Annotated in this window: 12 protein-coding genes; 9 read left to right on the forward strand and 3 right to left on the reverse strand. The window is 64.4% G+C overall.

Annotation, left to right across the window (positions count from 1 at the left end; translation table 11 throughout):
• Window positions 1-100: 100 nt before the first annotated feature.
• The 5 genes from gcvT to C444_RS06180 all read left to right on the forward strand — a co-directional run bounded on the left by gcvT (window position 101) and on the right by C444_RS06180 (window position 8565).
• Complete coding sequence (gcvT, locus tag C444_RS06160; RefSeq protein ID WP_004591636.1) at window positions 101-1192, forward strand: glycine cleavage system aminomethyltransferase GcvT; 1092 nt, start codon at window positions 101-103, stop codon at window positions 1190-1192.
• On the forward strand, window positions 1189-1572 hold the full coding sequence (gene gcvH / locus C444_RS06165) for a glycine cleavage system protein GcvH (protein ID WP_004591638.1): 384 nt from the start codon (window positions 1189-1191) through the stop codon (window positions 1570-1572). The genes gcvT and gcvH overlap by 4 nt, the downstream gene beginning before the upstream one ends.
• Before the next feature lie 106 nt (window positions 1573-1678).
• A complete protein-coding gene (gene gcvPA, locus C444_RS06170) occupies window positions 1679-3022 on the forward strand; it encodes an aminomethyl-transferring glycine dehydrogenase subunit GcvPA (RefSeq protein ID WP_004591640.1) in 1344 nt (447 codons plus the stop codon).
• 160 nt (window positions 3023-3182) lie between these two features.
• Window positions 3183-4604: an aminomethyl-transferring glycine dehydrogenase subunit GcvPB gene (gene gcvPB, locus C444_RS06175; RefSeq protein WP_049909232.1), complete on the forward strand. Its 1422-nt coding sequence runs from the start codon at window positions 3183-3185 to the stop codon at window positions 4602-4604.
• Window positions 4605-4680: 76 nt separating this feature from the next.
• Entirely contained in the window at window positions 4681-8565 is a 3885-nt protein-coding gene (locus tag C444_RS06180) for a PAS domain S-box protein (RefSeq protein WP_004591643.1), read from the forward strand.
• Here C444_RS06180 and C444_RS06185 read toward each other — a convergent pair.
• The 3 genes from C444_RS06185 to C444_RS22210 form a co-directional block, all read right to left on the reverse strand.
• A complete protein-coding gene (locus tag C444_RS06185) occupies window positions 8562-8930 on the reverse strand; it encodes a response regulator (RefSeq protein ID WP_004591644.1) in 369 nt (122 codons plus the stop codon). The two genes, C444_RS06180 and C444_RS06185, sit on opposite strands and share 4 nt — an antisense overlap.
• A gap of 38 nt (window positions 8931-8968) precedes the next feature.
• Window positions 8969-9172, reverse strand: a complete 204-nt coding sequence (locus tag C444_RS06190) for a DUF7511 domain-containing protein (protein ID WP_004591645.1) — start codon at window positions 9170-9172, stop codon at window positions 8969-8971.
• 68 nt (window positions 9173-9240) lie between these two features.
• The gene (locus C444_RS22210; protein ID WP_004591646.1) at window positions 9241-9411 is read right to left on the reverse strand and encodes a DUF7838 family putative zinc beta-ribbon protein; all 171 of its coding nucleotides are present in this window, start codon (window positions 9409-9411) and stop codon (window positions 9241-9243) included.
• A gap of 91 nt (window positions 9412-9502) precedes the next feature.
• Here C444_RS22210 and msrA point away from each other — a divergent pair, with 91 nt between their 5' ends.
• From msrA to C444_RS06210, 4 genes are all read left to right on the forward strand, one after another.
• Window positions 9503-10171 carry a peptide-methionine (S)-S-oxide reductase MsrA gene (gene msrA, locus C444_RS06195; RefSeq protein ID WP_004591647.1) on the forward strand — a complete coding sequence of 223 codons (669 nt, stop codon included), beginning with the start codon at window positions 9503-9505 and terminating at the stop codon, window positions 10169-10171.
• Window positions 10172-10271: 100 nt separating this feature from the next.
• Window positions 10272-10808 (forward strand): cob(I)yrinic acid a,c-diamide adenosyltransferase, encoded by a 537-nt coding sequence (locus tag C444_RS06200; RefSeq protein ID WP_004591648.1) that lies wholly within the window; start codon window positions 10272-10274, stop codon window positions 10806-10808.
• A gap of 99 nt (window positions 10809-10907) precedes the next feature.
• Entirely contained in the window at window positions 10908-11882 is a 975-nt protein-coding gene (gene mvaD / locus C444_RS06205) for a phosphomevalonate decarboxylase MvaD (RefSeq protein ID WP_004591649.1), read from the forward strand.
• A 90-nt stretch (window positions 11883-11972) separates the two neighbouring features.
• Window positions 11973-12377: a hypothetical protein gene (locus tag C444_RS06210; protein WP_004591650.1), complete on the forward strand. Its 405-nt coding sequence runs from the start codon at window positions 11973-11975 to the stop codon at window positions 12375-12377.
• Window positions 12378-12429 lie beyond the last annotated feature (52 nt).

The raw sequence follows: 12429 nt of genomic DNA on the forward strand, positions 1-12429 counted from the left end.
TGGCGCAATCCCCAATTTGATATCGTGGTATCTGGTTTATCAGCGGCCCACAGGCGGTGAAGGGCCAAACGGTAAGACCACTCGGTTCGACAAGCCGGGTATGACACTGCGGGCACCACCGCTCTCTGCGGTTCACCGGCGATCTGACGCTTCGTTCACTGATTTCGGCGGGTGGGAGATGCCGGTCGAGTTCGAATCGATCCGCATCGAACACGAGGCAGTCCGAAACGAGGCCGGGAAGTTCGACGTTTCGCACATGGGACAGATAACCGTGGCCGGTCCGGACGCGGCGACGCTGACACAGCGGCTGACTACAAACGACGTGACCGTGTTGGACCCGGGCGAGGCCCACTACGCGGCCATCACAGACGAGGACGGAATCATGCTGGACGACACCGTCGTCTACCGGCTGCCGGAAGGCGCAGCCGATGAGTTCCTATTCATCCCGAACGCCGGGCACGACGGAGAGATGACCGAACGGTGGCTCTCTGAGCGGGACGGGCGGGGGCTCGACGCGACGGTGACGAACCGGACCGAGGAGTACGCGATGCTCGCCGTTCAGGGGCCTGACGCGCCGGACCTGCTGGCGGCCGAGACGGATGTCTCCCTCGCTGCCCTGTCGCGGTTCGAGGTGGCTGACGGGACTGTCGCCGGCATCGACTCGCTGATCGCTCGGACGGGCTACACCGGCGAACGCGGCTTCGAAATCCTCTGTCCGCCCGACGGTGCCGAGGTGGTCTGGGACGCGTTGGAGTGCCAGCCCTGCGGGCTCGGCGCGCGCGACACCCTCCGCCTAGAAATGGGCTTTCTGCTCTCCGGTCAGGAGTTCCATCCGGTCGATGAGCCCAGAACACCATACGAGGCCGGCATCGGCTGGACGGTCGCGCTCGATACGGAGTTCGTCGGTCGGGACGCACTGGAGGGCGTCGCCGCGGAGGGCCCCGAAGAGAAGCTCATCGGCATCGAACTCATCGACCGCGGCGTCCCGCGCCACGGGTACGACGTGACGACTCCTGACGGAGAGCCCATCGGGCACGTTACCAGCGGAACGATGAGTCCGACGCTCGGAGCACCGATTGCTCTCGCCTACGTCCCGGCGGCGTACGCCGAACCAGACGAGTCCGTCCGCGTCGTCGTCCGCGGCGAACCGAAGAAAGCACGTACCAGGAGCACACCATTCCTCGATAGATGAGTTTCGACGTTCCCGACGACCTGCGATATCTGGAGTCACACGAATGGGTACGCGTCGCCGGCGACACTGCCGAGATCGGAATCACGGCGTTCGCACAGGACGAACTCGGCGACGTGGTGTTCGTCGAGCTGCCCGAGGAAGGGGCGGAGCTGACAGCTGGCGAGGACTTCGGCGTCGTGGAGTCCATCAAGGCTGTGTCCGACGTGTACGCCCCCGTCTCCGGCACCGTCACAGCAGTCAACGACCGACTCCGCGACGAACCGGAGCTGCTGAACGAGGACCCGTTCGGTGACGGCTGGATGCTCGAGGTCGAGGTAGCCGACGAGAGCGAAACCGCCGACCTGCTCTCACCCGACGCGTACCGCGACCAGATCGAGTAACCCCCGGTGGCAGCGGTCCCTACGGGGGTGAAAGGAGTAACCTAATGTGGACACGGTCGTTAGCTGCCGATATCATGTCACCCCGGCGCTACTGGGTGGTTCTCCAATGAGCGATAGTGATTCACATGCGACAGGCAGTCCGTACGCACCGCAGACGGCCGCAGAGACCGCGGCGATGCTCGATGCAGTCGGGGCCGACGACCTCGAATCCCTGTTCGACGTTCCCGAGTCCGTCGCCTTCGACGGGGAGTTCGGCATCGACACCCGGAGCGAACGGGCGACGCGTCGGGAAGTCGCTCGCCTCCTGGGTCGTAACGCCGACCTCTCCGAGTTTCTCGGCCGTGGCCACTACGACCATTACGTCCCGAGCGTCGTCGACGACCTCGCCAGCCGCTCGGAGTTCCTGACCTCATATACGCAGTATCAGCCCGAGGTCGCACAGGGCTTTCTCCAAGCGTTGTTCGAGTTCCAGTCGATGCTGGTCGAGCTCACGGGCCTTGACGTCGCCAACTGCTCGATGTACGACGACGCGACGGCACTGGGCGAGGCTGCGACGCTCTCCCAGCGCGTCCGCTCGGTGTCCGGTGACCGGATTCTGGTTCCCGAACACCTCCGGGAGGGCAAACGCGCCGTCCTGTCGAACTACACTGAAGGGCCGGACCTCACGGTCGAACCCTACCCGATGACTGACGGCGTCGTCGACGTGCCGGCACTGTCCGACCAGATCGGCGACGACACCGCGATGGTGTACGCCGAGTCGCCGACGGTCCGGGGCGTTATCGAGGAGCGCCTCGACGCTATCGGCGACCTTGCCCACGAACATGAGGCGCTGTTCTGCATCGGCTCGGACCCAATAGCTTTGTGCCTGCTGGAGCGGCCGGCCGATGTCGGAGCCGACGTGGTCGTCGGCGACGCCGCGTCGCTGGGGACCGGCACGGCATACGGATTCGGCCTCGGAATGTTCGTCACCCGCGAGGAGTATCTGCGGCAGGTCCCCGGCCGGCTCGTCGGGGCCAGCGAAGACGCCGCCGACCGCCGCGCGTACACGCTAACACTCCAGACCCGGGAGCAGCACATCCGCAAGGAGCGGGCTACCTCAAACATCTGCACGAACCAGGCGTGGGTCGCGCTCCGGACCGCGATGCACGCCGCGTGGCTCGGCCCGGACGGGCTGGTCGAACTCGCCGAGGACTGCGTGACCCGCGCCCGTGACCTGGCCGGCCGCCTCGACGACATCGTCGGCGTGAAAGCGCCGGTTCACGGCCGTCACCACTTCCGGGAGTTCCTCGCCCGCACGGACCAGCCCGCAAGCGCAATCGTTGCCGACCTCGCGGCCGAGGGCTTCGCGGTCCACGCGGTCGACGACCATCTGGTACAGGTATGTGTGACCGAAACCACTGCCGATGCCACAGACGAGTTCGTCGCGGCGTTCCGGGAGGTGGCGAAATGACACTCGCCGCACTGCGTTCGGCGAAACACCGTGGGACAAACCGCGTCCCACGAGCTTCACGCTCGACTCGGGGGTGTCTCTTCGCCTCGTGCTACTCGGCGAAACACCGTGGGACAAACCGCGTCCCACGAGCTTCACGCTCGACACGGGGGTGTCTCGCGTGAAATACGACCAGGCACGCTGGACCGACGACAGCGACGACCTGTACGAACCGCTGCTCTCGGAGAAGGCGAGCAAAACGGTCGACATCGAGGACTCGCCACTGCCCGATGACCTGACGCGGGACAGCCTCTCACTGCCGGACCCGGCCGAGCCCGAACTGGCCCGCCACTACACGCGCCTCTCACAGATGAACTACGGCGTCGAGAGCGGGCCGTTCCCACTTGGCTCCTGTACGATGAAGTACAACCCCTCCTTCACCGAAGACGTGGCCGCACGGGCAGACGCCGCGATCCACCCGGACCGGCCCGATTCGACGGTTCAGGGGACGCTGGCGCTGTGTCACCGGCTTCAGGACTATCTGGGTCGTATCGGCGGGATGGACGCTGTGACGCTACAGCCACCAGCCGGCGCGGCCGGTGAGTTCACCGGAATCCAGATTGCGAAGGCCTACCACGATCACAACGACGACGAGCGCTCGGAGGTCGTCATCCCGGACTCGGCACACGGCACGAACTTCGCGACGGCGGCGATGGCCGGCTACGAGGTCGTGGAGCTACCGAGCGGCGACGACGGTCGCGTCGACATCGAGGCACTGGAGGCGGCCGTCGGCGACGACACCGCCGCGCTGATGCTCACAAACCCCAACACGCTGGGGCTGTTCGAGCGCGATATCGAACACATCGCCGACATCGTCCACGACGCCGGCGGTCTGCTGTACTACGACGGCGCGAACCTCAATGCCCTGCTCGGGCGCGCTCGCCCCGGCGATATGGGCTTCGACGTGATGCACTACAACGTCCACAAGACGTTCGCGACGCCCCACGGCGGCGGCGGTCCCGGGGCCGGCCCGGTCGGCGTCCGCGAGGAACTGGCCCAGTTCCTCCCGAACCCACACGTCAGGGAGCGCGGCGGCAACTACGAACACTACGAACCGGACCACTCGATTGGGAAGATCCACGGCTTCTACGGCAACTGGCCGGTACTGCTCAAGACCTTCGCGTACATCGCCAGGCTGGGCGACGAGGGCCTGCGAGACGCCAGCGCGAAGGCCGTCCTGAATGCGAACTACCTCGCCGAGCAGATTGAGTACGAGGTGCCCTTTGGTCCGTTCCATCACGAGTTCGTGGCCAGCGCGGGCGAGCAGGACGCCGCCGATGCGGCCAAGCGGATGCTCGACTACGGCGTCCACCCGCCGACGACGAAATGGCCCGAGATCGTCGACGAGGCGCTGATGACAGAGCCCACGGAAGGAGAAACCAAGCGCTCGCTTGACCAGCTCGCGGCCGCGTTCAACGCTGTGGCCGGCGATTCCGATGCCGAGTTGGCCGACGCGCCGTCGCGTCCAGCGGCGAAACGCATCGACCAGGCGACTGCGGCCCGGAACCCGCGGCTTTCCTGGCAGGCGCTTGACGACACGTAGCTGCTCGTTTCGATAATTGATACTTCCGCCCGAGCGTATATGCCACCCCACCGAATAGCATCGACAACACTACGCTATGTCCGATACGCCGAGCCTGTTGTCTGTTGGCCTTGCGAACGGGGATGCGGACACAGCACTCCATGACGGGTCATTCACAGTAACACAGGTCGACACCGCGGCCGCCACTCTGGCGGAACTGGCCGACCGGACCTATGACGCTGTGGTCTGTGAACAGGATTTGCCGGGCGAGGAAACCGGCTTGGACGTGCTGACGGCGATACGCAAGGAAGATGACATGCTCCCGGTCGTCCTCACCACGGCTGCCCCCGACGGCGTCGTCGCCGCGCGCGCGACGCAGTTGAATGCCACCGAGTACGTCCCGCGGAGCGACGTGGACCTGGCCGACCGGGTGTTCGACGTGATAGCCCAACAGCGGTCGGGCAGGGCTGCGACCGGCTCAGATGAGCTAACGACCACCAGTGATGACTCGTCCTCAGACTTGCCCGCGGAACTGGCCGACTCCTTCGACGCGATCGCTGGCAGCATCTCTGATGCTGTCGTCACGATCGACGCCGAGAGCGAAATCGTCTACGCCAACGCGGGACTCGCTGACCTGACGGGATACGCCCGCGACGACCTGGTCGGCGACGATTTCACGCGGCTCATTCCCGAACACTTGCGCAGCGCCCACCGAGAGGGCCTGAACCGATACCTGCAAACCGACGAGCAAAACGTCGACTGGGAGTACCTCGAACTCCCACTCGTAACCGCCGACGGGGAGGAACTGACCGTTGCCGTCTCCTTCGGTGACTTCGAGCGTGACGGCCGCTGGTACTGTACCGGCGTGCTCCGAGACATCTCCGACCGGAAGGAGCGCGAGCGCGAGCTCGAAGAGACGAACCAGCGACTCGACTTGGTCCTTAACGGAACGAACACCGGCGTTTACGAGTGGAACCTCGGAACCGACGCGGTGACACTGGACGATTCGACTGCGGAACTGCTTGGCACGACGACAGCGGCGTTCGACGGTGATCTTGAGGCGCTGGAAGCGCTCGTTCACCCCGACGATGTGGCGTCGCTCCACACGGCGTTCGAGCAGGTCCGTGGCCCCGCCGACCAGTTCGAGACGGCGGTCCGGACCGTCGCCGACGGTGAGACACGGTGGATTCTCACCCGCGGTATCGTCCAGGAGCGGGACGCACAGGCACCTCGAATCGTGGCTATCGCCACGGACATCACCGACCGGAAGAAGCGCGAGCGCGCGCTCGAAACCAACAACGATGCGCTCCGGGCGCTGACAGAGCTCACGACGGTGAGCGGGCTCTCCGAGTCTGAAACCGTCGAACGAGCGCTCGAAATCGGGCTGGAACGACTGGGGCTCTCGTTTGGTTACCTGAGCTGTGTTTCGGATGATGTCCACGAGATAGTGACGACAGCCGGCGAGCACCCCGAACTTGAACCGGGCCTGCAAACTGACCTCGAAGACACCTACTGCCGGCGGGTTCTGGAGACGGGCGACCTACTCACTATTGCTGACGCCGAGGACGAGGGGTGGGCTGCTCTCCACGAGCAAAGCGGTATCGCCTGCTACGTGGGCGGGCGCATCACTGTCGGTGGCGAGCCCTACGGGACGCTGTGTTTCGGTGCCGAAACACCCCGAGCAACGCCGTACTCCGAGAACGAAACGGCGTTCATCGAACTGCTGGTCGAGTGGGTGAATCGCGAACTCGAACGCCGCCACCGCGAGGACGAACTCGAACGGTACGAGAACATCATCGAAGCGGTCGACGACGGCGTGTACGCGCTCGACTCCGAGGGCCATTTCGAGTTCGTCAACCAGGCGATGACGGCGCTGACGGGCTACTCCAAGTCGGAGCTCCTCGGCTCGTACACCGGCTTCATCAAGAACGACGCCGTCGTCGAGCGCGCCGAATCAATCGTTCAGGAGATGATCTTCGAGGACCGCGACGACGAGGAGTCGTTCGAACTGGCGATCCAGCAGGCGTCGGGTAGCGAGTTCCCCGCTGAGGACCATATGACGCTGCTGTACGATGACGACGGACGGTTCGACGGCACCGCGGGCGTCATTCGAGATATCACGGAACAGAAACGGCGTGACAAGGCGCTATCCGGACTCTTGGGTACGACCCGGTCGCTCATGCAGGCCCAGACACCCGAGGCGGTCGCCGAGACGGTCATCGAGGCGACCGAGTCGGACCTCGGGTTCGACCACTCGCTCGTCAGGCTGTACGACGAGGAATCGGACACGCTCCGACCAGTCGCTGCCAGCGACGAAGTGCCGGAGCGGCCGGTGTACGACGCCGATGAGGGGTTCCCCGGGGAGGCGTTCCAGGGCGGCAAATCGCTAGTCATCGACGAGTTCGAGCGGGTCGACAACTACGACACCGACGCCCTTGCGGCGACGATGTACCTCCCGATAGGCGACCACGGGGTCGTGAGCATCGGTGCGAGACGGGGCCACGAGTTCACTGATTCGGACGTCTCCGTCGCGGAGATCCTCGCCTCCAACGCGGCCGCGGCGTTCGACCGTGTCGAGCGCGAGCGGAGCCTGTTGCGGTACGAGTCAGTGGTCGAGAACGTCCGTGATATGATGTACGTCCTCGACGACGACGGTCGGTTCCAACTGGTCACCGAACCGCTCGCGGAGTGGCTCGGCTACGAGCGAGCGGCGCTTCTGGGCCAACACCCGCGAATTGTCCTCGATCAGGACGCGATTGACGAGTTTACGTGTCGTATTGGCGATCTCTGTCAGCAGGGCGGAACCGGGGCGGTCAAGCTCGAAACGGCGCTGGAAACGGCACACGGAGAGACGCGTCCGGCAGAGATCGAGGTGTCGCTGCTCGATGCGGACCAGTTCCGCGGAACCGTCGGCGTCGTCCGGGACCTGACCGAACTCAAGCAGGCACGAGCGGAGCTGGAGGACGAGCGCGACCGGTTCTCGTACCTGTTCAACACGCTTCCCGACGCCGTCATCGAGACGGAGACGGTTGCGGGCGAGTCGGTCGTCAGATCAGTCAACCCCGCGTTCTCCGACGTGTTCGGGTACGGGCAGGACACGGCTGTCGACAGCCCCCTCTCCGACCTTCTCCGCCCACCGGACACCACGCACGACGAACTGCCTCGGTTCGATGACAAGCAGACGAACGGCGACCCCTTCCAGACCGAACTCCGACTAATGACCGAGACGGGGTTCCGTGACTTCCTCTTCCGGGGCGTGCCGTACAGCCGGGACGGCGACAGCGTCCGCGGGTTCGGTATCTACACCGATATCACCGACCAGCGGGAGCGCGAGCGCCGGTTGAAACTGCTCAACCGCGTCCTCCGGCACAACCTCCGGAACGACCTGACTGTCGTCCTCGGGATGGCTGACGCGCTAGAGGAGCGAATCGGCGACGAGGACCGCCTCGCCATTCTTCACAGGCTCCAGCGGAAGGCCGAGGAGATGGCGTCGCTGAGCGAGCGCGCACGCGATATGGAGCGCTCCGTTCGTCGCGACCAGTACGGCACGGACCCAGTCGACGTGCACGCCGCTGTCTCGGATATCGTGTCTTCGTATCGTGACGAGCACGCTGGCCGAATCGAGACAGACCTCCCGGATGCGACGGTTGCAGCGGGCGACGGGCGACTCCATCGAATCCTCAGCGAACTCCTCGAAAACAGCCTCGAACACGCTGGCGACGACCCGTCAGTCCGCATCGATGTCCAGGCGGACCCGCGCACCGTCTCGATCACAGTCGCCGACGACGGCCCGGGGATTCCACAGCACGAACTCGACGTCGTGACCGGCGACGAACCGATCACGCAACTGCACCACGGGACCGGACTCGGCCTGTGGCTGGTCGTCTGGGTGACCGAGACCTACGGCGGCACAGTTGACTTTGGTAGCAGTTCGGACGGCGGAACGGTCGTCACGCTGGAACTGCCTCGGATAGACGCCTAGATGGTGTCGCGAATCCGGTCGGCGAGGACGCTGTACTGCTCCGTGCCCGTTCCTTTCTGGACCACGGCAGTGACGCCGTGTTCTGCGGCGGCATCTGCGACGTCATCGTGTTCGCGGGCCGTAAACAGCAGAAACGGGATGTCGACGTCGTTATCCCGGAGCGCGCGACACAACTCCATTCCGTCGAGCCGGGGCATCTTGTAGTCACTGACGACGGCATCGAAGTCACCGTCAGTTGCCAGGTCCAGTGCCGCTTCTGGGTCGGCCTCCGTCGTTATCTCGAACCCGTCTTCCTGTCCCAGAAACGTCCCGACGATCTCCAGAACGTCTACGTCTTCGTCTACCAGTAGGACCTCGATACTCATCGGTTCTATGTCCGTGGTTCCCCGGTAAAAACTCTCGGTCACCGCATCGCATCTAGGTCGACGACGATTTCCTTGTCCACAGTAATCCACGTCGACAGCTTGGCAATGCCGGAGAGCCCCCGCGGCGACACGGTACAGCGGTCCGGTTCACCGGTGTACTCAACCACGGTCATCGACAGGTCGTGTGGGGTCTGTGTTCGCTCGGTAGTCGCGTTCCCTGCACCGTGCGGGTCGAGACTCATCGGTAGCAGATATCTCTCGGGGACGGTGTAAAACGGCTGCTAAGAGGTCTCTATACCGCTCCGGAGAGCTATGCTGCCTGTCCGGTGTCGACTTCGCCGTCGATGCGGACGAACCCGTAATCACACTCAGGGCAGTGCCATTTGATCTTGGTCCCCAGGTGCATCGTCGTGCTCGCGACCTTCCAGAAGTCGCGGTACTCTTCGCATTCAGGACAGTAGTGTTCGAGTTCGAGGCCCATACCCAGTTGTTTCCGCGGGGGTACAGTTGAATTTCCCGGTTCCACTCGGGGCGTCGAAGCAGGCAAACCGCTCGAACCCCTGTCTTTCAGTATGACTCCGAGTGCGTACGAGCCGACCCATCCGACCGAACTGGCCGTCGACGCTGAATCGCTGCCGCCATCGGCGACCGAGACGGCGACGTTCGGTATGGGCTGTTTCTGGGGGCCGGACGCCCGCTTCGGCGCGACACCGGGCGTGGTCAGGACGCGAGTCGGCTACGCCGGTGGGACCGATCCGGAGCCCAGTTACTACTCGCTGGGCGACCACACCGAGGTCGTACAGGTCGAGTACGACCCCGACGTGGTAAGCTACGAAGCGCTACTGGACGTATTCTGGGCGAACCACACGCCGTTCTCCGCGCCCCTGAAGCGCCAGTACCGCGGCGTGGTGCTTGCCCACAACGACCGGCAGCAGGAGGCTGCGGAACAGACGCGCGAGGAACTCGAATCGCGGACGGGGAAGTCCGTCGAGACGGCCATCGAAACCCTCGACCGGTTCTATCTGGCGGAAGACTACCACCAGAAGTACGAACTCCGCTCGACGCCAGTCGTTGCCGACGAACTCGAAGACCGCTACGGCGGCGCGTTCGTCGATTCGACGGTCGCCGCCCGGCTCAACGGTTTCGTCGCTGGCCACGGTGAAGACGACGAACGCGAGACGCTGTTTGCAGAGCTGGACCTCTCACCGGCTGCGCTCTCGGAAGTCCGTCGCCGGCTCTGACCGCGGTACTGGCGGTTTCCAGTTGCCACGAGGAGCGGCTGCTCGCGCTCCCCAACGATTCGCCCACGGCTATAAGACGCTGGCAGTGCCAGATTCAGCTATGACTATCTATACCGGTCGCGGCGACCAGGGCCAGACTGACCTCCGGAACATGGAGCGAGTCTCTAAGGACAGCCGCCGTATCGAGGCCTACGGAACCGTCGACGAGGTGAACGCGCTGGTCGGCGTCGTCAGGCCGACCGGTCACGACGACATCGACGAGAAGCTCCGGGTCATCCAGAACCACCTCCACATCGTCCAGGCCGACTTCGCCAACCCCAGCCCGGACGAGGACGACCCGCGGATACAGGAGTCCCACGTCGAGACGCTTGAAGACCTCATCGACGAGGCCGATTCGGAGCTGGACCCGCTCGAATCGTTCATCCTCCCATCGGGGTCGGAGCCGGGGGCGAAACTGCACCACGCTCGTGCCGTTTGTCGCCGCGCCGAGCGCCGCTGTGTCTCCTTCGCCGCCGAGGAGGCCGGTGTCAACGAGACGGCTATCATCTACCTGAACCGGCTCTCGGACGCCCTGTTCACGCTCGCCCGCCTCGTCAACAAGCGCGAGGGCATCCGCGAGGAAAACCCCGATTACTGATGCTTCGGGGCTTTTTTCGGCAGGAGCCATCGGAAGCTCGACGCCACGCTAGCGACGGCGGTTCGCAATAGCAAAGTGACCGGCCCGGAAGGGTGAGGTATGAAAGCGACCGCGAAGGCCCACCCGATTCAGGGGTTGGTCAAGTACCACGGGATGCGTGACGAGGAACTGCGACTGCCGTACCACGACAGCATCTCTGTCTGTACCGCACCGAGCCACTCGAAGACGACGGCCGCCTTCGACCCCGACCGCGAGGAAGACGTGTACGTCATCGACGGCGAGGAGGTCACCGGCCGCGGGGCCGAGCGTATCGACGCCGTCGTGGACCACGTCCGCGACCTCGCCGGCATCGACCACGGCGTCCGCTTCGAGTCGGCGAACAACTTCCCGACGAACATCGGCTTTGGCTCCTCCTCGTCGGGCTTTGCCGCCGCGGCGATGGCGCTGGTTGAAGCAGCCGGTCTCGACATGACACGACCCGAGATTTCGACGGTCGCCCGCCGCGGGTCCTCTTCGGCCGCCCGCGCCGTCACTGGGGCGTTCTCGCATCTGCGGACCGGGATGAATGACAAGGACTGCCGGAGCGAGCGCATCGAGACGGACCTCGAAGACGACCTGCGAATCGTCGCCGGCATGGTCCCATCCTACAAAGAAACCGAGGAAGCTCACAAGGAGGCCGCCGAGAGCCATATGTTCGAATCGCGGATGGCCCACATCCACGGCCAGATTTCAGACATGCGTGACGCGCTGTACGACAGCGATTTCGACGCCGTCTTCGACCTCGCCGAGAAGGACTCGCTCTCGCTGGCCGCCGCGACGATGACCGGCCCCGCCGGCTGGGTGTACTGGCAGCCACGTACCATCGAGATATTCAACGCCGTCCGAGAGCTCCGGAACGCCGAAGACGTGCCGGTGTACTTCTCCGTCGACACCGGCGCGAGCGTCTACATCAATACGACCGAGGCGTACGTCGGCCGCGTCGAGGAGACGGTCGCCGACTGCGGCGTCGACACCCGCGTCTGGGATGTCGGTGGCCCCGCGCAGGTCCTTGACGAGGACAAGGCGCTGTTCTGAACCCACTGTCGAAACGCTTCGGACACATTCGGGCTGTCGCCCCCGCTCCGGGCGGAAGTTATTTTGTGCTGTCACAAACAACGGTCAGCTGTGACGCCTGCACGTCGGCTCATCGCCTTCCACTTCGCTATTGGGTTCGGCAATCTTCTCTTGGTTCATGATACAGCAGTGACGCTTGTGACGGCGTCTCCACTGGACTGGGCAGTTATCGCTGTTGCAGGGCTGGCAATTGCGGGATTCGGGTATCTCTCCGAACGCCAGAGATTCCCAGAGTCGGCGTACAGTGCGTGGAATGCACTGCCACAGAAGGAACTAACACTGTTGGTGCTTCTTTGTATTGTCTTGCTGGGAGCTGGCGGGCTGAGTCTGTTGTACGATTCGGGTATTTGGTGGCTTGACGACGTAGTCGTCGGGGCATGCGTCGGTCTCATCGGCTACCGCATCGTGTACGGGCTCGTGTTCCCGGTCCCTGAAGCGGCACTCGGTCGCATTTGAGCGCGGCCCGCGAGCACAGAGTTAACCCGGTCTCACACCAAAAGTCGGACAC

The organism is Haloarcula japonica DSM 6131, assembly GCF_000336635.1.
Classification (GTDB): Archaea; Halobacteriota; Halobacteria; order Halobacteriales; family Haloarculaceae; genus Haloarcula; species Haloarcula japonica.

Bases quoted from the DNA above. Each gene is read 5' to 3' on its own strand.
- C444_RS06185 (WP_004591644.1), bottom strand. From the start codon at position 8,930: ATGAGTATCGAGGTCCTACTGGTAGACGAAGACGTAGACGTTCTGGAG.
- msrA (WP_004591647.1), top strand. From the start codon at position 9,503: ATGACTCCGAGTGCGTACGAGCCGACCCATCCGACCGAACTGGCCGTC.
- C444_RS06180 (WP_004591643.1), top strand. From the start codon at position 4,681: ATGTCCGATACGCCGAGCCTGTTGTCTGTTGGCCTTGCGAACGGGGAT.
- gcvPA (WP_004591640.1), top strand. From the start codon at position 1,679: ATGAGCGATAGTGATTCACATGCGACAGGCAGTCCGTACGCACCGCAG.
- gcvT (WP_004591636.1), top strand. From the start codon at position 101: ATGACACTGCGGGCACCACCGCTCTCTGCGGTTCACCGGCGATCTGAC.
- mvaD (WP_004591649.1), top strand. From the start codon at position 10,908: ATGAAAGCGACCGCGAAGGCCCACCCGATTCAGGGGTTGGTCAAGTAC.
- C444_RS06190 (WP_004591645.1), bottom strand. From the start codon at position 9,172: ATGAGTCTCGACCCGCACGGTGCAGGGAACGCGACTACCGAGCGAACA.
- C444_RS22210 (WP_004591646.1), bottom strand. From the start codon at position 9,411: ATGGGCCTCGAACTCGAACACTACTGTCCTGAATGCGAAGAGTACCGC.
- gcvH (WP_004591638.1), top strand. From the start codon at position 1,189: ATGAGTTTCGACGTTCCCGACGACCTGCGATATCTGGAGTCACACGAA.
- C444_RS06200 (WP_004591648.1), top strand. From the start codon at position 10,272: ATGACTATCTATACCGGTCGCGGCGACCAGGGCCAGACTGACCTCCGG.